General features: G+C 69.0%; 26 protein-coding genes. 16 read left to right on the top strand and 10 right to left on the bottom strand.

What is annotated here, in order from left to right:
• Window positions 1–81: 81 nt before the first annotated feature.
• Both J2S53_RS10005 and J2S53_RS10000 read left to right on the top strand, forming a co-directional pair.
• On the top strand, window positions 82–1,557 hold the full coding sequence (locus J2S53_RS10005; protein WP_456240742.1) for a saccharopine dehydrogenase NADP-binding domain-containing protein: 1,476 nt from the start codon (window positions 82–84) through the stop codon (window positions 1,555–1,557).
• A 227-nt stretch (window positions 1,558–1,784) separates the two neighbouring features.
• Window positions 1,785–2,930 carry an IS701 family transposase gene (locus tag J2S53_RS10000; RefSeq protein WP_456240741.1) on the top strand — a complete coding sequence of 382 codons (1,146 nt, stop codon included), beginning with the start codon at window positions 1,785–1,787 and terminating at the stop codon, window positions 2,928–2,930.
• Here the strand turns inward: J2S53_RS10000 and J2S53_RS09995 are convergent.
• The gene (locus J2S53_RS09995; RefSeq protein WP_456240740.1) at window positions 2,924–4,375 is read right to left on the bottom strand and encodes an MFS transporter; all 1,452 of its coding nucleotides are present in this window, start codon (window positions 4,373–4,375) and stop codon (window positions 2,924–2,926) included. The two genes, J2S53_RS10000 and J2S53_RS09995, sit on opposite strands and share 7 nt — an antisense overlap.
• 297 nt (window positions 4,376–4,672) lie before the next feature.
• On the opposite strand from J2S53_RS09995, the gene J2S53_RS09990 reads away from it, so the two are divergent.
• Window positions 4,673–5,434 carry an SDR family NAD(P)-dependent oxidoreductase gene (locus J2S53_RS09990; protein ID WP_456240739.1) on the top strand — a complete coding sequence of 254 codons (762 nt, stop codon included), beginning with the start codon at window positions 4,673–4,675 and terminating at the stop codon, window positions 5,432–5,434.
• 7 nt (window positions 5,435–5,441) lie between these two features.
• On the opposite strand, the gene J2S53_RS09985 is transcribed toward J2S53_RS09990, so the two are convergent.
• On the bottom strand, window positions 5,442–6,914 hold the full coding sequence (locus tag J2S53_RS09985; RefSeq protein ID WP_456240738.1) for an N-acetyltransferase family protein: 1,473 nt from the start codon (window positions 6,912–6,914) through the stop codon (window positions 5,442–5,444).
• Window positions 6,915–7,096: 182 nt separating this feature from the next.
• Entirely contained in the window at window positions 7,097–7,471 is a 375-nt protein-coding gene (locus J2S53_RS09980) for a VOC family protein (protein WP_092978744.1), read from the bottom strand.
• A 263-nt stretch (window positions 7,472–7,734) separates the two neighbouring features.
• Here J2S53_RS09980 and J2S53_RS09975 point away from each other — a divergent pair, with 263 nt between their 5' ends.
• The 3 genes from J2S53_RS09975 to J2S53_RS09965 all read left to right on the top strand — a co-directional run bounded on the left by J2S53_RS09975 (window position 7,735) and on the right by J2S53_RS09965 (window position 10,203).
• Entirely contained in the window at window positions 7,735–8,508 is a 774-nt protein-coding gene (locus J2S53_RS09975; protein ID WP_456240737.1) for a LamB/YcsF family protein, read from the top strand.
• A 115-nt stretch (window positions 8,509–8,623) separates the two neighbouring features.
• On the top strand, window positions 8,624–9,280 hold the full coding sequence (locus J2S53_RS09970) for a 5-oxoprolinase subunit B family protein (RefSeq protein ID WP_456240736.1): 657 nt from the start codon (window positions 8,624–8,626) through the stop codon (window positions 9,278–9,280).
• Window positions 9,277–10,203, top strand: a complete 927-nt coding sequence (locus J2S53_RS09965) for a 5-oxoprolinase subunit C family protein (protein ID WP_456240735.1) — start codon at window positions 9,277–9,279, stop codon at window positions 10,201–10,203. Before J2S53_RS09970 ends, J2S53_RS09965 begins: the two co-directional genes overlap by 4 nt.
• A 188-nt stretch (window positions 10,204–10,391) precedes the next feature.
• Here the strand turns inward: J2S53_RS09965 and J2S53_RS09960 are convergent, their stop codons facing one another.
• Together J2S53_RS09960 and J2S53_RS09955 are read right to left on the bottom strand one after the other, a co-directional pair.
• Window positions 10,392–10,601, bottom strand: a complete 210-nt coding sequence (locus J2S53_RS09960; protein ID WP_092978756.1) for a DUF2188 domain-containing protein — start codon at window positions 10,599–10,601, stop codon at window positions 10,392–10,394.
• A gap of 177 nt (window positions 10,602–10,778) precedes the next feature.
• Window positions 10,779–11,771, bottom strand: a complete 993-nt coding sequence (locus J2S53_RS09955) for an aldo/keto reductase (protein ID WP_456240734.1) — start codon at window positions 11,769–11,771, stop codon at window positions 10,779–10,781.
• A 274-nt stretch (window positions 11,772–12,045) separates the two neighbouring features.
• Between J2S53_RS09955 and J2S53_RS09950 the strand changes: the two genes are divergently transcribed.
• The 5 genes from J2S53_RS09950 to J2S53_RS09930 all read left to right on the top strand — a co-directional run bounded on the left by J2S53_RS09950 (window position 12,046) and on the right by J2S53_RS09930 (window position 16,500).
• Window positions 12,046–12,228 (top strand): hypothetical protein, encoded by a 183-nt coding sequence (locus J2S53_RS09950; RefSeq protein ID WP_456240733.1) that lies wholly within the window; start codon window positions 12,046–12,048, stop codon window positions 12,226–12,228.
• Between the two features lie 135 nt (window positions 12,229–12,363).
• The gene (locus J2S53_RS09945; RefSeq protein WP_456240732.1) at window positions 12,364–12,711 is read left to right on the top strand and encodes a thioesterase; all 348 of its coding nucleotides are present in this window, start codon (window positions 12,364–12,366) and stop codon (window positions 12,709–12,711) included.
• A gap of 130 nt (window positions 12,712–12,841) precedes the next feature.
• Window positions 12,842–13,636 (top strand): hypothetical protein, encoded by a 795-nt coding sequence (locus J2S53_RS09940; protein ID WP_456240731.1) that lies wholly within the window; start codon window positions 12,842–12,844, stop codon window positions 13,634–13,636.
• 84 nt (window positions 13,637–13,720) lie between these two features.
• Window positions 13,721–15,622 carry a fumarate reductase/succinate dehydrogenase flavoprotein subunit gene (locus J2S53_RS09935; RefSeq protein WP_456240730.1) on the top strand — a complete coding sequence of 634 codons (1,902 nt, stop codon included), beginning with the start codon at window positions 13,721–13,723 and terminating at the stop codon, window positions 15,620–15,622.
• Between the two features lie 119 nt (window positions 15,623–15,741).
• Window positions 15,742–16,500, top strand: a complete 759-nt coding sequence (locus tag J2S53_RS09930; RefSeq protein ID WP_092929459.1) for a succinate dehydrogenase/fumarate reductase iron-sulfur subunit — start codon at window positions 15,742–15,744, stop codon at window positions 16,498–16,500.
• A 380-nt stretch (window positions 16,501–16,880) separates the two neighbouring features.
• Here the strand turns inward: J2S53_RS09930 and J2S53_RS09925 are convergent, their stop codons facing one another.
• Complete coding sequence (locus tag J2S53_RS09925; protein WP_207227670.1) at window positions 16,881–17,753, bottom strand: SDR family oxidoreductase; 873 nt, start codon at window positions 17,751–17,753, stop codon at window positions 16,881–16,883.
• Window positions 17,754–17,960: 207 nt separating this feature from the next.
• On the opposite strand from J2S53_RS09925, the gene J2S53_RS09920 reads away from it, so the two are divergent.
• Window positions 17,961–18,167, top strand: coding sequence for a hypothetical protein (locus J2S53_RS09920; RefSeq protein WP_456240729.1), 207 nt, complete (start codon window positions 17,961–17,963; stop codon window positions 18,165–18,167).
• A gap of 19 nt (window positions 18,168–18,186) precedes the next feature.
• On the opposite strand, the gene J2S53_RS09915 is transcribed toward J2S53_RS09920, so the two are convergent.
• Both J2S53_RS09915 and J2S53_RS09910 read right to left on the bottom strand, forming a co-directional pair.
• Window positions 18,187–18,870 carry an HAD family hydrolase gene (locus tag J2S53_RS09915; protein ID WP_456240728.1) on the bottom strand — a complete coding sequence of 228 codons (684 nt, stop codon included), beginning with the start codon at window positions 18,868–18,870 and terminating at the stop codon, window positions 18,187–18,189.
• 312 nt (window positions 18,871–19,182) lie between these two features.
• Window positions 19,183–19,881: a DUF305 domain-containing protein gene (locus J2S53_RS09910; RefSeq protein ID WP_456240727.1), complete on the bottom strand. Its 699-nt coding sequence runs from the start codon at window positions 19,879–19,881 to the stop codon at window positions 19,183–19,185.
• 417 nt (window positions 19,882–20,298) lie between these two features.
• On the opposite strand from J2S53_RS09910, the gene ctaD reads away from it, so the two are divergent.
• From ctaD to J2S53_RS09890, 4 genes are all read left to right on the top strand, one after another.
• Window positions 20,299–22,065, top strand: coding sequence for an aa3-type cytochrome oxidase subunit I (gene ctaD / locus J2S53_RS09905; RefSeq protein WP_456240726.1), 1,767 nt, complete (start codon window positions 20,299–20,301; stop codon window positions 22,063–22,065).
• Window positions 22,066–22,233: 168 nt separating this feature from the next.
• The gene (gene serB / locus J2S53_RS09900; RefSeq protein ID WP_456240725.1) at window positions 22,234–23,469 is read left to right on the top strand and encodes a phosphoserine phosphatase SerB; all 1,236 of its coding nucleotides are present in this window, start codon (window positions 22,234–22,236) and stop codon (window positions 23,467–23,469) included.
• 13 nt (window positions 23,470–23,482) lie between these two features.
• Window positions 23,483–24,130: a Pr6Pr family membrane protein gene (locus J2S53_RS09895; protein WP_456240724.1), complete on the top strand. Its 648-nt coding sequence runs from the start codon at window positions 23,483–23,485 to the stop codon at window positions 24,128–24,130.
• Window positions 24,131–24,186: 56 nt separating this feature from the next.
• Complete coding sequence (locus J2S53_RS09890; protein ID WP_456242762.1) at window positions 24,187–24,939, top strand: peptidyl-tRNA hydrolase; 753 nt, start codon at window positions 24,187–24,189, stop codon at window positions 24,937–24,939.
• 50 nt (window positions 24,940–24,989) lie between these two features.
• Here the strand turns inward: J2S53_RS09890 and J2S53_RS09885 are convergent, their stop codons facing one another.
• Both J2S53_RS09885 and J2S53_RS09880 read right to left on the bottom strand, forming a co-directional pair.
• Window positions 24,990–25,715: an energy-coupling factor transporter transmembrane component T family protein gene (locus J2S53_RS09885; protein ID WP_456240723.1), complete on the bottom strand. Its 726-nt coding sequence runs from the start codon at window positions 25,713–25,715 to the stop codon at window positions 24,990–24,992.
• Window positions 25,712–26,386: an energy-coupling factor ABC transporter ATP-binding protein gene (locus tag J2S53_RS09880; protein ID WP_456240722.1), complete on the bottom strand. Its 675-nt coding sequence runs from the start codon at window positions 26,384–26,386 to the stop codon at window positions 25,712–25,714. The genes J2S53_RS09885 and J2S53_RS09880 overlap by 4 nt, the downstream gene beginning before the upstream one ends.
• Window positions 26,387–26,399 lie beyond the last annotated feature (13 nt).

Raw genomic sequence — 26,399 nt, 5'->3', positions numbered from 1 at the left:
GTGAGCGGCGCGCTGCTCCGATCGGCTTGTCCTGACCGATCACCGTGGACCTGGACCGGCCACCGGAGTACGGGTTGTGCCATGCGTGCCGACTGGCGGGTGGAGTTCACCGGGCGAATCCTGCTGCTCGGCTGCGGCGCGGTTTCACGGTGCCTGCAACCGCTGCTGCTGCGTCATGTCGCCATGAACTTCGGCGAACTGACCATCATGGACCGGGTCGATTCACGCACCGGGGCCGAACCGGCCCTGGCACGTGGAGCGCGCTTCGTCAGGCACCGGCTCACCAGGCAGAACTACCCGCACACCCTGGCCCGTGAGCTTGGGCCCGGTGACGTGCTGATCAATCTGACCTGGGACGTCGACTCCCGCGACCTGCTGTGGTGGTGCCACCGCAACGGGGTGCGCTATCTCGACACCTCGCTGGAGACCTGGGCGTCCGACGGCGACTCCACCACGACCGCGGCAGACCGAACCACCTACCGCAGACACGGCAAGCTGTACGAGCTGGCGGCTCGGCTCGACCCGGCCGGCCCGACGGCGGTGGTCGAACACGGCGCCAACCCGGGCCTGGTCAGCCACCTGACCAAACGCGCACTGCACGACGTCGCCACCGCCGTGCTCGCCGATCGGGACGCGGGATCCGGCCCGGCGGTCGATGACGACGGTGCGCTGGAGTCGGCGCTGGCGGACGGCGATCACGCCCGCATCGCCATGACGACCGGCACGCGGGCCATCCACATCTCCGAACGGGACACCCAGCGCGGCGAGGTCCCGAAGGACGTGGACGAGTTCGTGAACACCTGGTCGGTCAAGGGCTTCTACGAGGAGGCGACCGCGCCTGCCGAACTCGGGTGGGGCACCCACGAGCGCGAGCTGCCGCCGCTGGCCGTCACCCACGAGACCGGCCCCCGCAACCAGATCTACCTCGCCCGCACCGGGATGAGCACCTGGGTCCGCTCCTGGGCGCCCTCCACCGGGCCGATGCTGGGAATGATGATCAGCCACGGGGAGACCTTCACCATCAGCGACGGTCTCACCGTCCGCGATCCGAGCGGGCTGCCGATCTACCGCCCGACAGTGCATTTCGCCTACCTGCCCAGCGACGCGGCCCTGGCCTCGCTGCACGAGTTCCGGATGCGGGGCTACCGGACGCAGTCGCGGCAGCGGATCGTCGACGACGAGATCGTGGCGGGTTCCGACGAGCTCGGCGTGCTGCTGCTCGGCCACGGCCGCAACGGGTGGTGGACCGGTACGAGTCTGGACATCCACGAGGCGCGTTCCCTGGTGCCGGGGCAGAACGCCACCACGCTGCAGGTCGCGGCTTCGGCGCTCGGTGCGCTGCGCTGGATGCTGCTGCACCCGAACCGGGGGCTGTGCGTACCCGACGATCTCGATCACGAGGAGGTGCTGGCCGCGGCGGAGCCCTACCTCGGCGAGTGCCCCTCCGTGCCGACGGACTGGACACCGTTCGACGGGGCCGACGATCGACTCGACGTGCCGGTGCGGAGCTCGGACGAGGACGATCCCTGGCAGTTCGGCAACGTCCTGGTGCGTTGAGACGTCCTGGTGTGTTCAAACGCCCTTCCGGTTCGGAGAACCTCCCGCCCGCGGTACCCCGATTCCGGATCGGACACTCCCGCACGGCACGGGTTCCGGTGCCGCGCTTCGGTGTCCCAACCACCGGACGCGCGGCGAATCGTGTCCACCGACACGTGGTCGATCTCCGCTGCACCCGGCATGGTGGCGGAAGTCGTACGCGGTGTATCGAGAAGGTGTGAACGAGTATGACCGTTCCGACCAGCCCCACCTCCGTCGAGGACGAGGTCGTCGAGGAGCTCTGCTCGGCCGCTTTCGCGGCGTTGCGCAGGAGGGACCAGCGGCGTCGCGGTGAGCAGTACGTCCGCGGCCTGCTGTCCAGCACCGGTCGTCGCTCCATCCGCAACATCGCGACGAGCGTCGGTGGCGCGGCCGCGGCGCAGAACCTGCACCACTTCGTGCACAGCTCCACCTGGGACTGGAACGCGGTGCGCGAACTGCTGCTGACCCACCTGCGGGAGCGGATCACCCCGGCCGCCTGGGTGGTGAGTCCACTGTCCATACCGAAGAACGGGGACCACTCGGTCGGCGTGCTCTCGTGTGCCAACAAACAGCAGGCGTTCGGGCTGTGGTTGACCGACGAGAGTTCCGCCTTCCCGGTCGATTGGCGGCTCTACCTGACCACGGAGTGGCTGGCGGACCGGAACCGCCGCAGCAGGGCGGCGATCCCCAGCGGGGCGGGCGCGGAGACACTGGGGCAGTCCGTGGCCAACGTGGCTTTCGAGGCCGTCCGACGTTGGGGACCGCTGGAAGCCCCGGTGGTGTTCGACAACGACTCCGTCGACCTCGACCTGTTCGGCACCGGGCTCGCCGCCGCTCCGTTCCCCTTCCTGATGCGGGTGCGTGCGGACAACCGTTTCGTGGTCACCGACCCGACACTGCCCGGCTACGGTTCCGTTCCCACGACTGCGCGGCGACTGCTCGAAGCCGTGCGGGGGCTGCGCGGCGACGTGGAGTGGACCGATCCCGTGACCCGCCGTCGACGCACCAGCGCGGCGGTGACCGTTCCGGTGGAGCCGATCCCACGACGACCGGACAACGGCCCCGACAGCGGCAAGCGGCGGATGCTGCGTCTGGTCGGGGAGTGGTCGGATCCGCGGAACCCACCGGAGCGGATGTGGCTGACGAACGCACGCACCCCGTCGGTCGATGCTCTGCTGCGGAGCGGCAAGCTTCCCGGGCGGGTCGCCCGCGACAGCGAGGAGATCGGCGGGACCGTCGGCATTCGCGACTTCGAGGGGCGTACCTACCCCGGTTGGCACCGCCACATCACGCTGGCCTCGCTGGCCCACACGGCTCGTGTGCTGTCACGGGACAGGACGGCGGACTACTGATCCCGACCTCCGGTCCCGCGGAGTGTCCACAGTGCCACCGCCGCCGTGCCGAGCAGGACCAGCGCGGCCGTGTCGAACGCGAAGGAGTACCCGGACGTCTCGGCGACACGCGGCGCTGCCCCCTCGGCGAGCAGCGAGTCGGTGCGGGTGGTGGCCAGCGAGACCAACAGCGCCAACCCGGCGGTCGGACCGGTCTCCATGGCGGTGTTGACCAGACTGCCCGCGAGGCCGGCCCGCTCCTCGCTCCCCGCTGAGAGGACCCGGACCGTCGCACCGGAGAACATCATGCTGATCCCGACCGGCAGGACCAGCAGCCCGGCCAGCAAAGCACCCGCGTACGGTCCGCCCGCCGTCGTGCCGCCGAGCAGTGCCGCCCCTCCGGCGGCGAGCAGCGAACCGACGACCGCGACGACGCGCGGCCCGAACCGGTTGACCAACCGCGTCACGATGAGCCCGGTGAGCAACAACAGCAGGCTGAACGGCAGGAACGCGGCAGCCGTGCCGAGCGGAGACATCCCCTTCACCTGTTGGAAGTACAACGACAGCAGCATGAGAACGGTCGAGATCGCGGTGGCACCGACCAGGATCACCCACAGGGCGCCCACTCGGCGCCCCGAGCCCAGAAACGCCGGCGGCAGCAACGGGTCGGCCGCTTTCCGCTCCGCGAGGACGAAGGACGTCACCAACACCACACCCGCCGTGAGCGGGCCGAGCACCGGCAGCGAGAACCAGGATCGCTCCGCCGCGTGGACCAGGCCGTAGCTGAGCGCGGTCAGCCCCGCGGTCGCCAGAACCGCGCCCCCGACGTCGAGACCGCCCCGCACGGTCCGCCCGTCGGCGGGTAGTAACGAGCTGGTCAGCGCCAACACCAGTACGGCGGCGAGCACCGGCACCGCGAACACCCAACGCCACGACACCCAGCCGGCGATCACGCCGGAGGACAGCACGCCCGCCGCCGCTCCGAGCGGGGAAAGCCCACCCCACGCCGCCAAGGCCCGGGCACGGCGACGCGGTTCGGGGAACACGACCCCGACCAGCGCCACCGCTGCCGGTGCCGCCAGTGCCGCGCCCGCTCCCTGCAGGAATCTGCTGATCGTCAGTGTCCAGAACCCGGGCGCCACACCAGCCGTGATGGAGGCGGCACCGAACAGCACGAGCCCCGTGGTGAACAGTCGCCGAGGGCCGTAGAGATCCGCGGCCCGGCCTCCCAGCAGCAACAGCCCGCTGAAGGACAGGCCGTAGGCGGCGTTGACCAGGGTCAGGCGGCCCGCCGAGAGCCCCAGTTCCGCCTCGACGCGCGGCAGGACCACCGCGAGCATGGTGATCGCCATGATGAGCACGAGCTGCGTCGCGGCCAGCAGCGAAAAGGCCGCTCTCGTACGTGGCGTACGGCATTCCGCTCGGCCCGCCGTGGGCGCGTCCTCGTGCCCGGATCCGGTGGTCATCAAAAACTCCGAAGAATCGGAAAGTCGTTTCCGTCCGGAGTTTGCGCGTCTTTTCGGGGAGGAACAACCGAGATTTCGTACTTTGTCATGTTCCGGGGGCGGCGCTCGACATGACGAAGTATGTGGTGCTGGTTGCCCTGGTGTCCGTTGCTTCGGAGGATGTGCGGCGTCCCCTCGGTAGATGTGTTCACCCGGATTTCCGGGGATCCGGGGATTAGCTCGTCCCTTTCGGGGAGCGAGTGTTTCGGTTTTCACGGGCAGGCGGAGAACGGTAAGTCGGAATCAGGAGAACGAATCATGAATTCGCGTTTCGAGGGAAAAGTGGTTTTCATTACCGGAGCCGGATCCGGTCTCGGCCGGAGGAGCGCTCTTTCCTTCGCGGCGGAGGGGGCCACAGTGGTCGCCGCGGGTCGTGACGACGAGAAGACCGCGCGGACCGTCGAGATGATCGAGGAAAACGGGGGCGAGGCCAGTGCGGTCAACGTCGACGTCACCGATTCCGCCTCGGTGAGCGACGGGCTGGAAACCGTTGTGCGGCGGTACGGATCCCTGGACATCGCGCACAACAACGCGGGGGTCTTCCCGGAACCGGGAGCGTTCGCCGACACGGCGGAAAGCACCTGGCACTCCGCGATCGCCGTCAACCTCACCGGTGTGGCGCTGTGCATGAAGCACGAGATCAACCACATGCGGGAGCACGGTGGCGGCGCCATCGTCAACGTCGGATCGAACATCGGTGACCACGCCAGGTTCGGTGGTGTCGGTCCCTACGTGGCCTCCAAGGCCGGAGTCAGCAACATGAGCCGCTCCGCCGCGCGGGACCACATCCGGGACGGCATCCGGATCAACGTCGTCAGCCCCGGTGCCTCCGACACCGACATGACGTTCCTACCGGGAGAGACGGCGGAGCAGCGTTCGGTCAGGCTCACCGGTGGTATCCCGGCGGGAAGGTTGGCCGATCCCGACGAGATCGTCGCGGCCGTACTGTGGCTGGCCTCGGATGAGGCGAGTTTCGTGGTCGGTCACGACCTGGTCGTCGACGGTGGGGCGAGCGCCTGACCGCGAATCAGTGCGGGCTGGTCTCGGCCAGGGTGCGCCCGGCCGGGACCGTCGCGCTCGCTTCCCGGGCAGTGGGGCGTGCCCGCTCCGCGCCGTCCCGCAGCTCCAGCGTCCAGGACCACTCGCCCGGCTCGTCCGCGCCGACGTGCTTGAACCCGGCCGAACGCAACGTGCGCGCCATCGCGGTGTTGTCCAGCTGGGTCAACGCGCTCACCCGGGCGAGCCCGAACTCGCGGGCACGCGTCAGCAGTGCGTCCCGCAGCGCCGACCCCACGCCCAGCCCCTGCCAGTCGTCGCGCACCAGCAGTGCCAACTCACCGGCGGTGCCGTCGTGGTCGAGGTCGCCCATCGCCACCACCTCGCCCTCGGGCGAAGTCGCCAGCAGCGAGCTACTCAACCGTGAATCCCCCGGCCGTGAATCCCCCGGCCGTGAATCCCCCGGCCGCGAATCCACTCGTGCCGGAGTCGGCGACAGCTCCGGCCGTCGGTCAGCGGGGATTCCCGCCACGAAGTAGCGCCGGTGCCTGCTGGCGTTCGAGCACCGCTCGTGCAGCTCGCGCACCAGCGGCAGGTCCGCGTCCTCGGCGCCGCGCACCGCGAACTCGGAGCCGTCGCGTGCCGTATGGCCCTCGGAGGGACGTCCCGCGTGCGCCTTCCGACTGGCCGCCAGCCCCGTCATCGCGCGTGCCCTGGCGAACTCGGCCGGTGTGAACTCACCCGCCCTCCGGCGCAGCAGCAGCACACCACCGCCGGGGTGGTCCAGGCAGATCGACTGCCCGAGCAGTTCATCGGTGCCCATGCCCAGCCCCTCGGTCGAGGCCAACCAGCTCACCTCGACGTCACCCAGCAGCGCCCGCAGCGCGCCACGCGGTTCGTCGGTGCCCTCCACCAGTTCGGTCGCCAGCCGCAGTGCCCTGGTGGGGACGTCGTCCAGCTCGCGCGGACCGGTGCGTTCGGCGGTCACGTCACGGCCACCGGCGCTGGTCACCGCCTCGACCAGTTCGGCGTGGCCGACCTCGCCGGGCAGGTGCAGCAGGAACTCGTCCACCGCCGCGTCGGCGACCGGGTGCACCTGCATGGTCCGGATGTCACCGTCCAACAGGGCCAGTTGACCGGCCAGTGCGGCCAGGCCGCCCGGTTCGTCGCTGACCGAGGCACGCACCCGCCACAGCTCCCGATCCGCCCGCTCGCCGAGCTCCACCGTGGTGGGTTCGCCCGCGAACCGTCGCTGCTCGGTTCTCCGACCGCCGAGCCGGGCGAGCGCGGGCAGCATCCGACCGATCGCGGTCGCGCACAGCCACGCCACACCCGCGGCGGTCAGGATCCACGCGGCGAGCCGTCCGGTCCCCAGTTGGAACAGCACGAGCTGCGTCGTGCCGACAGCCACCGCGGCAGGGGCGAACCACGCCGAGGGACGCGCGGCGTTCGGACGCCGGGTCACGGTGCCGCGGTCGGTTGCCGCGAAGTCTCGCTCGGTCATGTCCGCCATACTGGTTCCCGGTTGTTACCTCGGAGCCCGTCAGCGATGACGTGCGAGTTAAATCCGCCGCTCCCGCCCGTCGCGCGGTGGAGTGGCACCGGGGCTCCGGTTCTGGAAGGCATCGGAGCCTTCCCGGGGCAATCGGATCGCGCCGTGGCGCCGGTGCGCGGGTTTCGGCGTCCTCAGGAGCCGGGGTTGACCACGCCGATCACGTGCCCCTCCGGATCGGCGAACAGCCCGATCTCCAGCTGCTCCATCACCTTCTCCGGGCCCATCACCCGGCTGCCGCCGAGGGTCTCGGCCTGGGACAGCGCCTGTTCCACGTCGTCGACGCCCACGTAGAACGTCACCATTCCCTCGTAGCCCTCCGGAACGGCGGCGATGCCGCCGCCGATGCCCACGGTCTCACCGTCGTCCTCGACCGTCTCGCGCTCGACCATGCCGTAGTCCAACTGGTTGTCCGTGTCGATCTTCCAGCCGAACAGCCGTGAGTAGTAGTCGCGGAGCTTCGCCGCGTCCTTGCCCAGAATCTCGAAGTGCACCACCGGGTTGCCCATGATTCGCTCCCTTCCCCGCGCATCGCCGGAATCCGTTCGCGCGATGCTTGTCGAAAGCACTCCCACCACGAGTAAAGAACCGTCCGAGACCGGGTCGCAAGCTCTCGGCGACATCGGTGACTTCGGTCCTTCGCCCCTGGGCAGGAGGTCCATGCGGGTTGGCTCCCACCCGCGGAGCCGCTTACGTGGTCCCGTGGTGAGCTGGCGACGGCGTGATCGGACCCCCGTGATCACGCGCGCGGTCTCGTGAGAGGTTGCCCGATATGGACGTCAACGCTGACCTGGCCGAGGGGTTCGGGCGCTGGGAACTGGGCGACGACACCGCGCTGCTGGACATCGTCAGCAGCGCCAACGTCGCCTGCGGGTTCCACGCGGGTGATCCGAGGACGCTGCGCGCGGCCTGCTCCGGAGCGGCGATGCGCGGGGTCGCCGTGGGGGCCCAGGTCGGTTACCGGGATCTGGCCGGATTCGGCCGCCGGTTCATCGACATGGACCCGGCCGAACTCGTGGACGAGGTGATCTACCAGATCGGCGCGCTCGACGCGCTGGCCAGGGTGGCGGGCACCGCGGTCACCTACGTCAAGCCGCACGGCGCGCTGTACAACACCATCGTCTCGCACACCGAGCAGGCCGAGGCCGTGGTGGAAGCGGTGCGCCGGTTCCGTCCCGGCATGGCCGTGCTGGGCCTGGCCGGTTCGGAGTGGTTGCGGCTGGCGGGGGAGTCGGGGCTGAATCCCCATCGGGAGGCGTTCGCCGATCGCGCCTACACCCCGGAAGGAACCCTCGTGCCGCGTGGTCGTCCCGGCGCGGTGCTGCACGACCCCGAGGCGATAGCCGACCGCTGCCTGCGGATCGTCCGAGGGCAACCGATCGAGGCGGCGGACGGGACTCCGCTGTCGCTGTCGCCGGACTCGATCTGCGTGCACGGCGACACCCCCGACGCGGTGAGGATCGCCCGCACCGTGCGGCGGAAACTGACCGAGCAGGGGACGCCGATCGAGCCGTTCGCCCCGCCGCCCGCACTCGTGGCGGACTGAGAGCTGTTTTCCGGTGTTCCTCCTCGATGTCGGTCCTCCCGGAGCGAGAGCCAGCGGGAGGTTCCGCCAAGCGAGCACCCCGGCAAGTTCGAACGGAAAACTCCAAGGAGGTGCGGTGCGGATCCTGCCCTGCGCGGACGCGGGTTTGCTCGTGGAACTGGACGAGCTGGAACAGGTGCTGGCGCTGCACGCCGCGCTGTCCGAACGGAGTCTGCCCGGCGTCCTCGACCTGATCCCCGCGGCACGGACACTGCTCGTCTCGCTGGATCCCGAGCGCGCCGACCGGCGCGCGCTCGCCGATGAGATCCGCCGAGTGCCGTTGACCGGAGCCCTGCCCGCCGGAGCCCTGCCCGCCGGAACCGGGGCGGCCGGGGGAGAACGCGCCGACCGGGGGTCGCTCACGGTGCCGGTGATCTACGACGGCGCGGATCTCGACGCGGTGGCCGAGCTGACCGGGCTCACACCCCGCGAGGTGGTGCTCGCCCACACCGGAACCGAGTGGCGGGTGGCCTTCGGCGGATTCGCACCGGGATTCGGTTACCTGGTGGGAGGTGACCCCCGACTGGAGGTCCCACGCCGCGCGGAGTCCCGAACCGGCGTGCCCGCCGGTTCGGTCGGGCTGGCGGGCAGGTTCAGCGGTGTCTACCCGCGAACCTCGCCGGGCGGTTGGCAGCTGATCGGCCGCACCGAGCTGGAGATGTGGCGCACCGATCGTGATCCGCCCGCACTGCTGCGTCCCGGGTTGCGGGTGCGGTTCGAGGAGGTGTCATGAGCGAGCCGGACACCGGTACCGCCGGGCTCGCCAAGGGGTCGCCGGCCAACCGACGGCTGGAGGTGCTGCGCCCCGGTCCGCTGTCGACCGTGCAGGATCTGGGCCGGACCGGACTGGCCGGGATGGGGGTGGGAATCTCCGGGGCCGCCGATCGGAGCTCGCTGCGGCTGGCCAACCGCCTCGTCGGCAACGCGGAGTCGGAAGCCGCCGTGGAGATCACGCTGGGTGGGCTGTGGTTGCGCGCCCGCGGTGTGCTCACCGTCGCGCTGACCGGCGCCTCGTTTCCGGTCACGGTGGACGGGCGTGCGGCGGCGAGCCACACCGTGCTCACGCTGCCCACCGGTTCGGTACTGCGCGTCGGGCAGTGCCGCACGGGGATGCGGGGGTACCTGGCGGTGCGCGGCGGTATCGACGTCCCGGCCGTGCTGGGATCACGCGCCACCGACACGCTCTCGGGGCTGGGGCCGGAGCCGCTCGCGGGGGGCACCGTGCTCCCCGTCGGGCGAGCTCACGGCGAGTTCCCGCGCGTGGACGCCGCGCCGATCACCCCGCCGTCCGGCGGGGAACTGACGCTACCCGTGCTGCCCGGGCCGAGACAGGACTGGTTCAGCGCCGAAGCGCTGCGTCACCTGCTGCACGAGCCGTTCGAGGTCACCCGGGACAGCGACCGGGTCGGCATGCGCCTGTCCGGACCGCCGCTGCCACGGAACGAGACCGGTGAACTTCCCAGCGAGGGGATGGTCAGCGGGGCGCTGCAGGTACCGCCCGCTGGGCAGCCCACCCTGTTCCTGGCGGACCATCCGGTGACCGGGGGATACCCCGTGATCGCGGTCGTGCTGTCGGCCCACGTGGCCGTGGCCGCGCAGGCACGACCCGGCCAGCGGTTGCGCTTCCGCGCCGTGCGGGAGCCATCGGAGTACTGATCGCGCGGCGGCACGATCGACCGGAACCAGGGCCGACGGGTACCGGCCCGACGGGTGTTGCCGCGTCGCGCCCGGGCGATCTCGCCGCGCCGGAAGGGCTGCGGCAGCTGGAGCCCTCGGGACGGCACGACGACGCGGGCGGCCCGGAAGTTCCCACCGGCCCGCCCGCGGGAGTCGTCGGGTTCGGGTCAGCTCGACTGCACGGTTCGCCGGTCGCGGACCGAGCCGTCGATGCCGTGGATGAGGATCTCTCCTCCGTCGGAGTTCTCCAGCTGCCTGCGTGCCTCGTCGATGGCGTCCGCCTGGGTGTTGGTGCTCGACTCGGTGGATCCGGTGGCCGCGCCGACCACCTTCCAGCCGCCGCCACCGCCTCCGGGAACGACGTGTCGCTGGCCCATGGTTACCTTTCCGGAAGGGGAAACGTCCTGCTCCGGCGTACCCGTGTCGGAACGCGCTCACACCACTCGGGTGATCCCTCCGAGCCGATCAACTCCCCACCCCGCTCGTCAATGCCGCAACGCCCGTGGCCCGCTCCGGAAACCGGGGTGAGGCCCCGGTCGGTGGGAGAGTCCTCGTCAGAGGTGCACCTTGTCCATCGCTCCCTCGCCGTAGCGTTCGCCCGCCGCCACGCCGCGCGGCGCCACCCGTTCGAGGGCGGCCAGGTCCTCGGCGGTGAGGGGGACGTCCACGGCGCCCACGTTCTCCTCCAGGTACTTGCGCTTCTTGGTGCCGGGAATGGCCACGATGTCCTCGCCCTGCGCCGTCACCCACGCCAGGGCCAGCTGGGAGGCCGATACGCCCTTCTGCCGCGCCAGTTCGTGCACCTGGTCGACCACATCCAGATTGCGCTGGAAGTTCTCCCCCTGGAACCGCGGTGCGGTCCGCCGGTAGTCGTCGGCGGGAAGGTCCTCGAACGAGCGGATCGCGCCGGAGAGGAACCCGCGTCCGAGCGGTGAGTAGGCCACGAAACCGATGCCCAGCTCGCGGCAGGTCGCCAGTACCCCGTTGTCCTCCGGATCACGGCTGAACAGCGAGTACTCGGTCTGCACCGCGCTGACCGGGTGGGTGGCGTGGGCTTTCCGGATCGTTTCCGGAGCGGCCTCCGAGATCCCCAGGTGGCGCACCTTGCCCTGCTGCACCAGCTCGGACAGCGCTCCCCAGGTCTCGGCGATCGGCACGTCCGGGTCCACGCGGTGCTGGTAGTACAGGTCGACGTGGTCGATTCCCAGCCGCCGCAACGAGCCGTCGATGGCGGCACGCAGGTACTCCGGCCTGCCGTTGACCTCGCCCGTGAGTTCGCCGTTCTCGTCCACCTCGTTGCCGAACTTGGTGGCGAGCACCACCTCGTCCCGGCGGCCCGCCAGGGTTCGCCCCAGTAGCCGCTCGTTACTCCACGGCCCGTACATGTCGGCCGTGTCCAGGAAGTCCACCCCGAGCTCCAGGGCTCGCCGGATCGTGGCGGCCGACTCCTCGTCGTCCCGCCCCGAGTACCCGAAGGTCATTCCCATGCAGCCCAGGCCCTGTTCACTGACCCGCAGACCCTGACTGCCGAGAGCGCGTTGCCGCATTCGCCTACTCCGTGTCGGTGAGTTCGATCGATTCCGTAGTCGAGTATGCCCGCGTGATCAGCGACCGGCAGTCCCACGACGGATATTCCCGCGTTCGCGCGGCGAGGAAGCGGGCGCGGGAACGGGCACGGTGGGTAGTCCCCGGTTCCCGGCAAGGGGAGTCGTCGGGAGCGTTACACGAATCGGTGGTGTCCCCGCGTTGCGGCCTCCGTTGGCGGGCACCGCGTGCGAGGGTGGTCGCGATTCGCGGTCGTTCGAGACACGGAGGTCGGGAGTGGACCGCAGGAGTGTGCTCGTTCTGGTGGCGTTCGCGGCGATCGCGGTCGGCTATCTGGTGGTGCGCGACCCGGTCGCCGCCGCCGGAGCCGTACGGCAGGGATCGCTGGTGCTCTTCGACAGCGTCGCTTTCGTGTTCCAGTCGCTGGTCACCTTCGTGCGACACCTCTTCGAGGGGTAGCCAATGGGGAGTGGCTCCGGATCGGGTCTCCTCACGTCCATTGGATGCGTTTCGAATCACATGTGTCTCTTGTCACGTAGGCTTGGGTCGTGCAGAGTCTTCCGGTGACCGGATCGGGAACGCGAGGTGGTGCGAATGTCCTCGACAGCTGAACTGGGTGACGTGCTTCGTGCGCTGTCCCAGCTGCGTACCGGTGTCGACGAGCTCTACACCAGATACGGCGACGTCGCCGTTGTGCGGCGTATCGAGAACGACCTCCAGCGACTGGAGATCGACGTCTCCGAGCTGTCGACCGCCGCCCCGGGGCCACCGCGCCAGCGTGCCGGTGGTGCCGCCGCGACGGCTCGCGGCGGTGGCGCGACCGCGCACCGCGAGGTAGGGGAGAGCGACATCATCGAGGTTCCCGACACACCCTACGACCCCTCCTGGTGGCAGGGCGTGGACGACGAGGGAGTGGGAGGCCAGTCATCACGCGAGGACTGATTCCGCCCGCTCCCGATCGGCACCGACCCCTTCTCGATCGCCCTCGTCCCCACGGGGGCCGGACGGGATCCCGTGACGACCGGGCGACCACCGCGACAACCGTCATTCTCGCTACCACCAGGGGTCGAGCATGTCAGCTCCCACAACTTCATCGTCCCTCCGGCGCGGGCGCACGCTGCGAACAGATCGATGGTGGTTGCCGCCACTGGGTACCGCGCTGGGACTCGGTGCCTTCGTCGTCTACGGCCTGATACGGACCTTCATGAACCAGTGGTACTGGGTGCCCGAGTACCACTACCTCGCCCCGTTCTTCTCGCCCTGCCTCAGCGACGCCTGCGTGCCGGGGGCGAGCCACTTCGGGTCGCCGTTCCCGGACCTGGCGCCGTGGATTCCCCCACCGGTGTTCGTGCTGCCGTTCGTGCTCGGCTTCCGACTGACCTGCTACTACTACCGAAAGGCCTACTACCGGTCCTTCTGGGCCGCGCCGCCCGCCTGCGCGGTGACCGAACCCCACCGTCGCTACACCGGTGAGACGCGGTTCCCGCTGATCATGCAGAACGTGCACCGTTACTTCTTCTACGCCGCGCTGTTGGTGGCCGCGGTGCTGACCTACGACACCGTGATCGCCTTCCGCGGTGCGGACGGCGGCTTCGGCATCGGAATCGGGACGTTGCTCATGGTGGTCAACGTCGTGCTGCTGTGGGCCTACACGCTGTCCTGCCACTCCTGCAGGCACCTGATAGGCGGACGCATCAACCACTTCTCCCGCCACCCGGTGCGCTATCGAATGTGGACGCTGGTGAGCAGGATGAACGGTCACCACATGGGGCTCGCCTGGGCATCGCTGGTGTCGGTGGCGCTGGTGGACCTCTACGTGATGCTCGTGGCCGCGGGCGCCTTCCCGGATCCGCGGCTGTTCAACTGACCCCCGGCGCGCCGCGGCCGTGCGCGCACGCGGCCGTGCGGCAGCGCCGCGAAACCATTTCGGACGAGAAATCGGAAACGTCACATGGCCGAGATCGAGAGTCACGACTACGACGTGATCGTCATCGGGGCGGGCGGTGCCGGCCTGCGTGCCGCCATCGAGGCCCGCTCGCGCGGACTGCGCACGGCGGTGCTGTGCAAGTCGCTGTTCGGCAAGGCGCACACCGTCATGGCCGAGGGCGGTATCGCCGCGGCGATGGGCAACGTCAACTCGGGGGACAACTGGCAGGTGCACTTCCGCGACACCATGCGCGGCGGCAAGTTCCTGAACAACTGGCGCATGGCCGAGCTGCACGCCACCGAGGCCCCGCAGCGCGTCTGGGAGCTGGAGACCTACGGAGCACTGTTCGACCGCACCGCCGACGGTCGGATCAGCCAGCGCAACTTCGGCGGGCACGAGTACCCCAGGCTCGCGCACGTGGGTGACCGCACCGGACTGGAACTGATCCGCACGCTGCAGCAGCAGGTGGTCTCGCTCCAGCAGTCCGACCACGCCGAGCACGGCGACTACGAGGCCGGGCTGCGGGTCTTCGCCGAGTTCACGGTGACCGACCTGCTGCTGGACGGCGACCGCATCGCCGGGACGCTCGGGTACTGGCGGGAGAACGGTCGGTTCGTGCGGCTGCGGGCACCAGCGGTGGTGCTGGCGACCGGGGGGATCGGCAAGTCCTTCAAAGTGACCTCCAACTCCTGGGAGTACACCGGTGACGGGCACGCCCTCGCGCTGCGGGCGGGTGCCCGGCTGATCAACATGGAGTTCGTGCAGTTCCACCCCACCGGCATGGTCTGGCCGCCCAGCGTGAAGGGGATCCTGGTCACCGAATCCGTGCGTGGTGACGGCGGTGTGCTGCGCGACGCCTCGGGAAGACGCTTCATGTTCGACTACATTCCCGAGGTCTTCAAGGAGTCCTACGCGGACAGCCCGGAGGAGGCCGACCGGTGGTACTCCGATCCGGACAACAACCGCAGGCCACCGGAACTGCTGCCACGCGACGAAGTGGCACGCGCGATCAACAACGAGGTCAAGGAGGGCAGGGGAACCCCGCACGGTGGGGTCTACCTCGACGTGGCCAGCAGGCTCTCCGCCGAGGAGATCATGCGCAGGCTGCCCTCGATGCACCACCAGTTCAAGGAACTGGCCGATGTGGACATCACCAGTGAGCGCATGGAGGTCGGGCCGACCTGTCACTACGTGATGGGTGGTGTGGAGGTCGATCCCGACACCGCGGCCTCCTCGGTGCCCGGGCTGTTCGCCGCGGGGGAGGTGGCTGGCGGTATGCACGGTTCCAACCGGCTCGGGGGCAACTCGCTCTCCGACCTGCTGGTTTTCGGCAGGCGGGCCGGAGCGGGCGCCGCCGAGCACGTCGCCGCCGCGCGGCACGCCCGACCCGACGTCTCGGAGGAGGTGGTGACCGAGGCGGTGAACTCCGCACTCGCCCCGTTCGAGGTCACCGACGTGCGGGGCCAGGAGAACCCCTACTCGCTGCAGGCGGAGCTGCAGCAGGTGATGAACCGGCTGGTCGGCATCATCCGGGACGGGGCCGAGATGTGCGCCGCGCTGGAACAGCTCGCCGAGATCAAACAGCGTGCCGCCCGGCTGGCCGTTCCGGAGGGCAACCGCCACTTCAACCCCGGCTGGCACCTGGCGCTGGACCTGCGCAACATGCTGGTCGTCAGCGAGTGCGTGGCAGCGGCGGCGCTGCGCCGCACCGAGAGCAGGGGCGGGCACACCCGCGACGACCACCCGGGCATGAACCCGAAGTGGCGCGGCACGCTGCTCGGCTGCGAGCTGCGGGACGGTTCGATCGAGATCACCGAGCACGAGCAGCCGCCGATGCGGGAGGACCTGTTGCGGCTGTTCTCCGTGGCGGAGCTGGGCAAGTACTTCACCGAGGAGGAGCTGGCCATCGTAAGAACGCCTTCTTAGCGGGACCGTCGGCTCGGTTTTCGTGGGGACGTGGCGGAACCTCTCGCACGGTTCTCGTCCCGGTCCGGGCGTGCTGCGAGTGCGGGCTTTCGGTGAGTGTCGTGGAAGGGACTGTGGAAATGGGATACCGGGCGCGACTGCGCGTGTGGCGCGGTGACGCCGATTCCGGCGAGCTGCGGGACTACGAGGTCGACGCGGAGGAAGGCGAGGTGGTGCTCGACCTGCTGCACCGACTACAGGCCACCCAGTGTCCGGACCTGGCGGTGCGCTGGAACTGCAAGGCGGGCAAGTGCGGTTCCTGCTCGGCCGAGGTCAACGGCAGGCCGCGGCTGACCTGCATGACCAGGCTGTCGCTGTTCGACACCGACGAGACCATAACGGTCACCCCGATGCGGGCCTTTCCGGTGATCAAGGATCTCGTCTGTGACGTCTCGTACAACTACGTCAAGGCCCGTGAGGTGCCCGCCTTCAGCCCACCCGAGGGGTTGGAGCCGGGGGAGTACCGGATGCAACAGCGGGACGTGGAGCGTTCCCAGGAGTTCCGCAAGTGCATCGAGTGCTTCCTGTGCCAGGACACCTGCCACGTGATCCGCGATCACTCGGAGAACAAGGAGGCGTTCTCGGGACCGAGGTTCCTGATGCGGGTCGCCGAGCTGGAGATGCACCCGCTGGACTCGCATCAGGAGAAGGGCGGCGACCGCCCGGAGGAGGCGAGGGGTGACCACGGGCTCGGGCTCTGCAACATCACCAAGTGCTGCACCGAAGTGTGCCCGGAGCACATCGGGATCACCGACAACGCGCTCATCCCGCTCAAGGAACGCCTGGCCGACCGGAGGTACGACCCGCTGACCATGCTGTTCCGGCGTAAGCGTTCGTAGCACGCTTCGCGCCGCACGGTATCGGCTCGGTCGCCGTAACTGGTCGCTTGGTGGAACCGCCGCCGTGCGCTGCTCGGCGATTTCGCGAGAAATTGACGCGCCTTCGGCGCTATCGGTGCCAATTTCTCGCGAAATCGCCGAGCCGCTTCGGTGCAGGGCGAACCTCACCACCCCAGCAGGGCGAACCCCAACCACCCTCGCGGGCCGAGCTCCGACCGCTCTCGCCGTCGGCACCGCCGCGGGTTCTCCCGTGCGGCTCTCGCGAGGACACCGGAGACGTTGTGTAGTACCTACCCGATGTCTCCGGACCCGCAGCGAGAGCCGCGCGAGAGGTTCCGCCACCCGACCCCTACGACGAGTGGACACGTCCTGTCGGTTCATCACTTCCGCTGGAGTTTGTCGTTGCGGGAGCTGAAACCCCGCCCCAGCTCGGCGACCTCCGCCTCCATCTGCGGCAGCAGCTTCCGCACCATCGGCAACATCAGCCGTTCCACCAGCCGCGAGGAGGGCAGGTTCCGCAACCAGTGCATCAGCATGACCGACCTGGGAACGTAGACGCGCCTGGCGCGGCGTTCCATGCCCGCCACGAGCGCCCGGGAGCAGTCGGCGACGTTGGTGGTCGAATGCATCGGCCAGGGCAGTTTCGCCCGCATGGCGCGGAAACTCGGCAGATCCGTCGAGGCATCGCGAACCAGGTCCGTGTCGATCCAGGAGGGATGCGCGCTTCCCACGGCGACTCCCAGATGGCCGACTTCGGAGCTCAGGGCGCTGGCCAGTGCCTCGGAACCGGCCTTGCTCGCGGTGTAGGCGGCCATGCCGCCGATCGGGGCGAACGCCGACAGCGAGGAGACCACCAGCAGGTACCCCCGCCGTTCCACCAGGTGAGGCAAGGCCGCACGAGCGGTGTGGAACACCCCGTTGAGGTTCACATCCACCGTCTTGGTGAACGCCCGTGGGTCGTGGTCGCGCACGGTCCCGAATGGAGCCACACCCGCGTTGGCCATGACCACGTCGATGCCGCCCAGCTGTCGTGCGCTCTCGTCGATGGCCGTCTTGATCGACTCGGGGTCGGTGACGTCGGCCTCGAACCACGGGTGGCCGGTGCCGAGCTCGTCGGCCACCGAAGCCAGCTCGTCGGGTTCCAGTCCGATCAGGGCCACTCGCGCCCCCTTGCGGACCAGATCCCGTGCGGTCTGAGCACCGATGCCACGTGCGGCACCAGTGATGGCGACTGCTTTGCCCGACATCGACATGGGCATGGGGCCTCCCTGCTCTCGAACCGGCCTGCCGGCGGTGGGACGACAAGCCCACGGCCGGGTTACCCATAGTAGGTTACTCGTTCGTAAAGTAAAGGGGAACGAGTTCGCGAGATCGCATTGATCGCGACCGATCGCGGACTCGTCCGGCCCCGAATCACCCGAGACACCAACCGTCGATCCATCGGATTCCGGAGGTACTCGTTGCGCGCTTCACTCTCGTCGCTCGTGGGAGCACTGCTGCTCGTGCTCGGTGTGATCTGGACGCTGCAGGGCGTGGGAGTGCTCGGTGGAAGTCCGATGACCGGGGTGACCCGTTGGGCCGTGCTCGGCCCGATAACCGCGCTCATCGGGCTGGCCTCGATCGTGCTCGGTGGCATCCGGATGCGGCGAGGACGGCGAAACGGATGAGCGCGGGTGGCCGGCTCCGCTAGAAGTGCTCGTTGAGGCGGGAGAACGGATCCACCGTGTGGAAGCCGGGGCGCCGCTCCGGCAGCTCACGCATTTCCAGTCCCCAGGTCATGGGGTGCGGCACCAGCACCGCGTTCAACCCCGCGTGCAGTGCGGGCCAGATGTCCGAACGTGGTGAGTTGCCGATCATCCAGGTCCGCGAGACGTCCAGTCCGCGCTCGGTGACGAACCGTTCGTAGGCGGCGGTGTCCTTCTCCGGCACCACCGTGGTGTCGGAGAACAGCTCGCCCAGTCCGGACATCTTGATCTTGCCGGTCTGCTCGTCGGCCTCGCCCTTGGTGAGCAGGTAGAGGTCGTGCCGCAGTGACAGTTCCCGCAGCGTTTCCTCGACACCGTCGATCAGCTCGACCCGTTGTTCCCGGATCGGCGCGCAGGCCCTGCGCAGTTCGGCGTGATCCGCCTCGGAAGTCTCTTCTCCACGCAGGTGCCGCAGGCAGTCCAGCAGGCTGCGCTCGAAGCTGTCCACCCCGTAGCCGTGAATCCGGCAGTTGATCCGCTCGATCTCGTCCAGCTGTTCCCGCACCTGTCGCCGGGACAGCTCGGGATGCGCCAAGTGGTCGATGAACACTTCCACCGCGCGTTCGAACAGCACGTTGTTCTCCCACAACGTGTCGTCAGCGTCGAAGATCAGGTTCTCGGCCAACGTTTCCCTCCGTGTGACGAGGGCGAACCGGCTCGTACTCATCGGGCCGGTTTCGGGTCGTACCGAAGGCTAACGTCTGGTACGGCCGTACCAGTACCGCCACGTGCAGCAGCGCGAGCGGTGGCAGATCGGCGACATTCCCCCGAGGGCACCGTCGCACCCAGTGGCAGCCAGCCCCGTGGCAGCCAGCCCCGTGGCAGGCAACCCCGTGACGGGCAACCCGGTGATCGGGAGGATCGGTGACCGGCAAGGCCTCCGGGGTGGAGCTGCCCGGTCACCGGACCTCGGTCGGGTGGGCGAGTCGGGTAGGAATCAGAGGTTCTCCCGCAGCTGCCGCAGCTCGTCGAGCTCGGTGGTGCGGGAGTCCAGGATCGCCGTGGCGATCGACTTCATCTCCTCGTTCGAGCCCTTGTCGATCTCGGTGCGGGCCATCTCGACCACGGCCTCGTGGTGGTCGATCATCGACTTGAGCCACAGCGAGTCGAAACTGCCCTGCTGGACCTCCTCGAGCTCGGTGAGCTCGCTGGAGACGTCGGTTCCAGGCATCTGCGAGTCCTCGCCCGTGCCGACCTCCCCGGGCGTGACCTCGCCCTCGCCGCGTTCCCGCAACCAGCTCCTGATCTCCTCGAGCCGCGGGCCGTGCTGCTGTTCGAGCTGTTCGGCGAACTCCACGACCTGGTCGTCCGGCGAGTTCTTGATCGCCACTTCCAGTAGCTGCGTCTCCGACTCGTGATGGGCGACCATCTGCTCGGCGAACTCCAGGTCGGTGTTGACCTGCGTCGTCTCGTCGCCGCTGCCGGAGTCCTCGGCGGGCATGATCGCGCTCGGTGGTGGCGGAGTGCCCGCGCCCGGCTGCATGTCGCTCGGTTCCTCGTAGTTCGGCGAGCAGCCGGTCAGTGCCAGGACCGCGGCCCCAAGGACGCCGATGATCGTGCTCTTGCGCACCGTTTCCTCGCCTCCGGAAATACCGATCCTTCCCCGGGCGGGTCGGGTGCTGCGTACAACCGACACGCCTGCGGAGCCTTCAACCCGCTGGGTCCAGCGGCCCGCCTGACCGAACAGGCGACCACGTGCCAGCTTAAGGGGTGCCTTCAGGGTGATCCGTACAGGTGGTCCCCGAGGGGTGCTGCGCTCCGCCACGGGCTTCCCGCGGGCGCGTTCGCCGTTGCTGCGGCCACTCGTCACTGTCGCGTGGATCTCACCGTCGGTGTCCTCGGCGAGGGTGATGAATAGAGTGACTACAGCCCGGACGTAGCGGAGCTGAGCGCCGGGACTAATATCCGCAGATGGCAGTCATCGAATCGATCATCGGGGAGCGAGTCGAACCGATATCGGTTGCGACGCTGCCATCAGGGTTAACCGGCCCGAACGGGCCGGCGGTCCCGTGGTCGGGGCCGACAACGTCTTCGAGGCAGTGCAGGAGGCACCGTGACGGCCGTCGCGCCAGAGCCGATCACTTCGCGCCCCTATCCGGTGCGCAACACGTCCAAGGGATCCACACTGCTGGGACTGCTGCGTACCACCGATCCCAAGCAGATCGGCATCCTCTATCTGGTCACCTCGATGGGATTCTTCCTGGTCGGTGGCCTGATGGCCATGCTGATCCGTGGTGAGCTCGCGGTCCCGGGGATGCAGTTCCTGTCGCAGGAGCAGTACAACCAGCTGTTCACCATGCACGGCACGATCATGCTGCTGTTGTACGCCACGCCGATCCTGTTCGGGTTCGCCAACTACATCCTGCCGCTGCAGATCGGCGCGCCGGATGTGGCCTTTCCCAGGCTGAACTCGTTCTCCTACTGGCTCTACCTGTTCGGCGGGCTGACCGTGATCAGCGGTTTCCTCGCGCCGGGCGGTGCCGCCGACTTCGGCTGGTTCGCCTACACCCCGCTGTCCGACCCCGTGCACTCCCCCGGTATCGGTGCCGACCTGTGGATCACCGGTCTGCTCGTCTCCGGCCTGGGCACGATCCTCGGCGGCGTCAACATGGTCACCTCGGTGGTCTGCATGCGCGCGCCCGGCATGACGATGTGGCGGATGCCGATCTTCACGTGGAACATCCTGGTCACCAGCGTGCTGATCCTGATGGCGTTCCCGATCCTGACCGCCGCGCTGTTCGGGCTGCTGGCCGACCGGCACCTCGGTGCCCACGTGTTCGACCCGGCCAACGGCGGGGTGATCCTCTGGCAGCACCTGTTCTGGTTCTTCGGCCACCCCGAGGTCTACATCGTCGCGCTGCCGTTCTTCGGGATCGTCACCGAGATCTTCCCGGTGTTCTCCCGCAAGCCGCTGTTCGGCTACACCGGCCTGATCTACGCGACGCTGGGTATCGCCGCGCTGTCGGTGGTCGTCTGGGCCCACCACATGTACGCGACCGGCGCGGTGCTGCTGCCGTTCTTCGCCTTCACCACGTTCCTGATCGCGGTGCCCACCGGTATGAAGTTCTTCAACTGGATCGGCACCATGTGGCGCGGGCAGATCACCTTCGAGACACCGATGATCTTCTCGATCGGCTTCCTGGTGACCTTCCTGTTCGGCGGGCTGACCGGTGTGCTGCTGGCCGCGCCGCCTATCGACTTCCACGTCTCGGACACCTACTTCGTGGTGGCGCACTTCCACTACGTGCTCTACGGCACGATCGTGTTCGCCACCTTCGCGGGCATCTACTTCTGGTTCCCCAAGATGACCGGCCGGATGATGGACGAGCGGCTGGGCAAGGTGCACTTCTGGTTGACCTTCGTCGGCTTCCACGCCACGTTCCTGGTGCAGCACTGGCTGGGCAACGAGGGGATGCCCCGGCGCTATGCCGACTATCTGCCCAGCGACGGGTTCACCACGCTCAACACCATCTCGACGGCGGGCGCGTTCCTGCTGGGAGCCTCGATGCTGCCGTTCCTGTGGAACGTGTTCAAGAGCTACCGGTACGGCGAACTCGCCAACGTCGACGACCCGTGGGGCTACGGGAACTCGCTGGAGTGGGCGACCTCCTGCCCGCCGCCGCGGCACAACTTCACCGAGCTGCCCCGGATCCGTTCCGAGCGCCCCGCCTTCGAGCTGCACTACCCGCACATGACCGATCGGATGCGGGTGGAGAGCCACGTCGGTCTCTCCGGCAAGCCGCTGGCCCACGCGGGTGCCTCCGGTGAGTCGGGCCACGGCGGCGACTCGGACGAGGTCCGCAAGCTCGACGAGAAGTGATATTCGACCTAACGACACCCCGTGCGGGTGTGTCACGGTAATCCCGCTCGACGGGGAGCCCCGGCCGGTCGGCCCACCGACCGGTCCGGGGCTCTTGTTGTTCGGAACCGGTTTCCGAACCCCGTAGGGTGGATCCCGGAGTCGAATATCGAGGGAGTGCCGTCAGTCGTGACCACGTCAAATCCCACCACCGTGCTGATGACCGTGACAGGCCGCGACAAGCCCGGGGTGACCTCGGTGTTGTTCGCCGCGCTGACCAGGCACGGAGTGGATGTGCTCGATGTCGAGCAGGTCGTGATCCGCGGGCGACTGGTTCTCGGTGTGCTCGTGGCGACCGAATACGATCCCGAGCAGTTGCAGGAATCCGTCGAACAGGCCATGGCCACTGTCGGCATGGTCGTCGAGGTCGAGATCGACGCCGAGGACGGCGAGGCCGACAAGCTCGGCTCCACCCACGTCGTCACCGTGCTCGGCCAGCCGGTCTCGGCGCGCAGCTTCTCCGAGGTGGCTCGCAAGCTCGCCGAGGTCGATGTCAACATCGATTCCATCCAGCGGGTGGCGGACTATCCGGTGACCGGGCTGCAGCTGCACGTCACCGCGGCCGAGACCGGCGAGCGAACCGACGAGATGCTCACCTCCGAGATGACCGACCTCTCCGCGGGGATCGGTGTCGACGTCGCTGTGGAGCGTACCGGGCTGGCCCGGCGCGCCAAGCGACTCGTGGTCTTCGACGTCGACTCCACGCTGGTGCAGGGTGAGGTCATCGAGATGCTCGCCGCGAAGGCGGGCCGCGAGGAGGAGGTCCGCAAGGTCACCGAGCAGGCCATGCGCGGCGAAGTGGACTTCTCCGAGTCGCTGCGTCGCAGGGTGGCTGTGCTGGAGGGGCTGCCCGCGTCGGTACTCGACGAGGTCGGCCGGGAACTGCAGCTGACCCCCGGCGCCCGCACCACCGTGCGTACCCTGCGGCGGCTCGGCTACCACACCGGTGTGGTCTCCGGCGGTTTCACCAGGATCATCGACCACCTGGTCGACGATCTGGGGCTGGACTTCAGTGCTGCCAACGACCTGGAAGTGGTGGACGGTAAACTCACCGGACGTGTCGTCGGCGAGATCGTCGACCGGGGCGGCAAGGCCAGCGCGCTGAAGCGGTTCGCGGAGTCCTACGACGTTCCGCTGTCGCAGTGCGTGGCGGTCGGTGACGGCGCCAACGACATGGACATGCTCGCCACGGCGGGGCTGGGTGTCGCGTTCAACGCCAAGCCCGCGCTGCGTGAGGTCGCCGACACCGCGCTGTCGCACCCGTTCCTCGATGCCGTGCTGTTCGTGCTCGGTGTCACCAGGGCCGAGGTCGAGGCCGCCGATGCCGAGGACGGATTCGTCGCGCGGGTTCCGTTGGAAACGTGAGGTGTACGACTCGATGCTGTCCAGCCGGGCGTGGCCCGTACGTCTGCCGCGGATTCTGCTCGGCGCGCTGGCGGTGATCGCCGTCGGCAGACAGTTCGTCGCGGACCTGGCGTTGCCGGACTTCTCGCCGGTGAACTTCTTCAGCTACTTCACCATCCTGAGCAACATCGCGGCGGGAGCACTGCTGATTCGTCTCGGGGCGGCTCCCGGCCGTGACGGCCGCGCCGTTCTCGAGTGGTTGCGCGGGGGCATGACCGTCTACATGGCCACGACGGGAACCGTCTTCGCGTTGCTGCTCGACGGCGGCGACTCGCTGCCCTGGGTGAACACCGTTATGCACCACGTCATGCCGGTGGTGATGTTCGTGGACTGGCTGTTGGTCCGGCCCCGCGCCCGGATCCGCTACACGAGCGCGTTCGCCTGGCTGGCCTTTCCGCTGGTCTACGTCGTCTACTCGTTGGTGCGCGGTGCGGTGACGGGGTGGTTCCCCTATCCCTTCCTGCGTCCCGGCACGACGGGAGGCGTCGATGGGGTCGCGCTGTACCTGGTGGTCATGACGATCTGCATCGCCCTGGCCGCGATGCTGGTCGCCTGGCTGGGCAACATCCGGGTGCGGGAGCCGGAACCGGTCGAACTGCCGGAGGGACAATCGGTTCCGTGAGTGAGTACGCCGCGGTGCTTCGGCCGCTGACCGACCGCTACGCCTCCTGGCTGTCGATGCCCGCTCGTGCCACGGCCGACACCTCCGAGGAGGATCCCGACAACGTCGTGCTGATGCCGGTGGTGCTGCGCATCGAGCGCGACACGCCGCCGGGCCGCACCGCGCTGCTCGAGGCCTCGGCCGCGGCCGCCGTGGCGGTGTGCCTCGATCAGCGCAGCGAGCAGGGCGGGCCGTGGCACGAGGCCGTCTCCGGCTGGGTCGACGGGCGCATCCGCAAGGTCACCCGCCGAGCCCGCGGTTCCCACTGGCGAGCCGTGTCGGAACTACCCGGTATCACGGTCGATGTCGCGGGGGCCGAGGCGCGTGCGTTGCTGCCCGCCCGAGTGGCCGACATGCCGCGGGAACTGACCCGGTTGCAGATCTCCGGAAGCGACCTTCCCGCGGACGAACCGGGACCCGCCGGGGACGGGAGCCCGGTGCTGTGGTTGAACCCGCACGTCGACATGACGGCGGGGAAGGCGGCCGCCCAGGTCGGCCACGCCACCATGATCCTGGCCGCGTTGCTGCACGGGGACGCGGGCCGTCCCGACGCCGTCGGCGAGCACGCCGCGAGCGAACTGCGCCGCTGGCACGAAGCCGGTTTCCCCTGTGCCGTCCGCACCCCGGACACCGACACCTGGCTGCGACTGCTGCCCGGCGACGAGCCCGCCGCCGCCTGGCGGGATCGCGGGGTGGCCGCCGTGCGGGACGCCGGATTCACCGAGATCGACCCCGGCACCGTGACCGTGCTGGCCCAGTGGCCACGCTGACACCCCTCCCGGAACACACGCGCGGACCGGGGCCGTTCGGCTAGTGGAAACTACCGAGTGGGTCGGGACCGGTCGCTCCGTGAGGCGTAGGCGCGTCCCGCGCACCCGTCCCCCTCGGAACGGTCGTCGGGCGGATGGACCTCCTGCTCCTCCGCCTCCCGCACTCCGGGCTCGTCCCCGACCCCACGAGCGGCCAGGGCCTCCCCGAGCTCGTCGGCGTGCCGCAGCGTGCGGATCAGGAAGGGAACGGCGAACGCCGCGACCGAACGGTTCGCGCCGCGCGCCCGCTGGGCCTCACGGGTCTGCCGCGCGATCACCGACAGCGCTCCCACGGCCTGGATGGTCAGCCCCACCAGCAGTCCCAACATCTCCGGGCGCACCCCAACCCGGCGCAGCGGGGACGCCGCTCGCTCGATCGCCGCCACCAGGTCGTCGACCCTCGTGGTGAGCGTGAACAGATTGGCCGCCCCGATGGCCACCAGCAATCGCAGACACACCACCACCGCGCTCTCCACCCCCAGCAGCCACCACTGCAACGCGAAGACGACGCCCAGCAGCACCAGTACCGTGCGCATGGTGCGCAGCACCAGAGCGGGGCGGATCCGTGCCACGGCGTACCCGGCGCAGACCACCCCGGTGAAACCGGCGAGCTGCCACGGGCGGTCGAACACCACGACCAGGGCCGCGAACACCAGCAACCCGAGGAACTTCCATCCCGCGGGCACTCGGTGCAGCGGGCTTCGGCCGGGCTGGTAGAGCCCGATCACATGGCTCATGCCACCAGCTCCCGGTAGTACCGCAGCGCCGTTCGGGGCTCGTCGTCGGCGACCACACGTCCTCCGTCGAGCACCACCACCCGGTCGAAATCGTCGAGAAGTTCCAGGTCATGGGTCACCAGTACGATCTGCTGTTCGAGACCGCGCAGCCGTTCGACGAACCGGCGCTTGTTGCGCAGGTCCAGCAACGTGGTGGGCTCGTCGCAGACCAGCACGTCGGGTTCCAGCACCAGCATCGCGCACAGCGCGAGCAGCTGTTTCTGCCCACCGGAGAGCTGCTGGGCCGGATGGTCGGCATAACCCGCCAGGCCGTGCTCGGCCAGCGCCTCGGCCGCCCTGCGCTCCCGCTCCGCCTTGGAGAGCCCCTTCCCACGCAGCGAGAAGGCGACGTCCTCACCCGCCGTGGGCATGACTATCTGCGAATCCGGGTTGGTGAACACGAACCCCACCCGGCCGCGTACACGGTTGCCCGCCTTCGCGGGATCCGACCCGTCCACCAGAACCCGCCCACTGCTCGGCAGCACCAGCCCGTTGATCGTCCGGGCGAGGGTGGACTTGCCCGACCCGTTGGCCCCGATGAAGGCCACCCTGCGCTCGTCCAGCCGCAACCGGACGTCGTCGAGCACCGTGTGCTCGCCGTAGGAATGACCGACCCCGTCGAACTCGATCAACCGATCCTCCGCA

Origin of the sequence: Actinopolyspora lacussalsi, from assembly GCA_030803735.1 — a bacterium.
Lineage (GTDB): Bacteria > Actinomycetota > Actinomycetes > Mycobacteriales > Pseudonocardiaceae > Actinopolyspora > Actinopolyspora lacussalsi.
Note: the sequence above shows the minus strand (reverse complement) of the source record. Positions and strands in the feature narration are given on the sequence as shown.

What these genes read in the sequence shown, in the direction of transcription:
- J2S53_RS10005 (WP_456240742.1), top strand. Translation starts at nt 82, where the DNA reads ATGCGTGCCGACTGGCGGGTGGAGTTCACCGGGCGAATCCTGCTGCTC.
- J2S53_RS10000 (WP_456240741.1), top strand. Translation starts at nt 1,785, where the DNA reads ATGACCGTTCCGACCAGCCCCACCTCCGTCGAGGACGAGGTCGTCGAG.
- J2S53_RS09995 (WP_456240740.1), bottom strand. Translation starts at nt 4,375, where the DNA reads ATGACCACCGGATCCGGGCACGAGGACGCGCCCACGGCGGGCCGAGCG.
- J2S53_RS09990 (WP_456240739.1), top strand. Translation starts at nt 4,673, where the DNA reads ATGAATTCGCGTTTCGAGGGAAAAGTGGTTTTCATTACCGGAGCCGGA.
- J2S53_RS09985 (WP_456240738.1), bottom strand. Translation starts at nt 6,914, where the DNA reads ATGACCGAGCGAGACTTCGCGGCAACCGACCGCGGCACCGTGACCCGG.
- J2S53_RS09980 (WP_092978744.1), bottom strand. Translation starts at nt 7,471, where the DNA reads ATGGGCAACCCGGTGGTGCACTTCGAGATTCTGGGCAAGGACGCGGCG.
- J2S53_RS09975 (WP_456240737.1), top strand. Translation starts at nt 7,735, where the DNA reads ATGGACGTCAACGCTGACCTGGCCGAGGGGTTCGGGCGCTGGGAACTG.
- J2S53_RS09965 (WP_456240735.1), top strand. Translation starts at nt 9,277, where the DNA reads ATGAGCGAGCCGGACACCGGTACCGCCGGGCTCGCCAAGGGGTCGCCG.
- J2S53_RS09960 (WP_092978756.1), bottom strand. Translation starts at nt 10,601, where the DNA reads ATGGGCCAGCGACACGTCGTTCCCGGAGGCGGTGGCGGCGGCTGGAAG.
- J2S53_RS09955 (WP_456240734.1), bottom strand. Translation starts at nt 11,771, where the DNA reads ATGCGGCAACGCGCTCTCGGCAGTCAGGGTCTGCGGGTCAGTGAACAG.
- J2S53_RS09945 (WP_456240732.1), top strand. Translation starts at nt 12,364, where the DNA reads ATGTCCTCGACAGCTGAACTGGGTGACGTGCTTCGTGCGCTGTCCCAG.
- J2S53_RS09940 (WP_456240731.1), top strand. Translation starts at nt 12,842, where the DNA reads ATGTCAGCTCCCACAACTTCATCGTCCCTCCGGCGCGGGCGCACGCTG.
- J2S53_RS09935 (WP_456240730.1), top strand. Translation starts at nt 13,721, where the DNA reads ATGGCCGAGATCGAGAGTCACGACTACGACGTGATCGTCATCGGGGCG.
- J2S53_RS09930 (WP_092929459.1), top strand. Translation starts at nt 15,742, where the DNA reads ATGGGATACCGGGCGCGACTGCGCGTGTGGCGCGGTGACGCCGATTCC.
- J2S53_RS09925 (WP_207227670.1), bottom strand. Translation starts at nt 17,753, where the DNA reads ATGTCGATGTCGGGCAAAGCAGTCGCCATCACTGGTGCCGCACGTGGC.
- J2S53_RS09895 (WP_456240724.1), top strand. Translation starts at nt 23,483, where the DNA reads ATGCTGTCCAGCCGGGCGTGGCCCGTACGTCTGCCGCGGATTCTGCTC.
- J2S53_RS09890 (WP_456242762.1), top strand. Translation starts at nt 24,187, where the DNA reads ATGCCCGCTCGTGCCACGGCCGACACCTCCGAGGAGGATCCCGACAAC.
- J2S53_RS09885 (WP_456240723.1), bottom strand. Translation starts at nt 25,715, where the DNA reads ATGAGCCATGTGATCGGGCTCTACCAGCCCGGCCGAAGCCCGCTGCAC.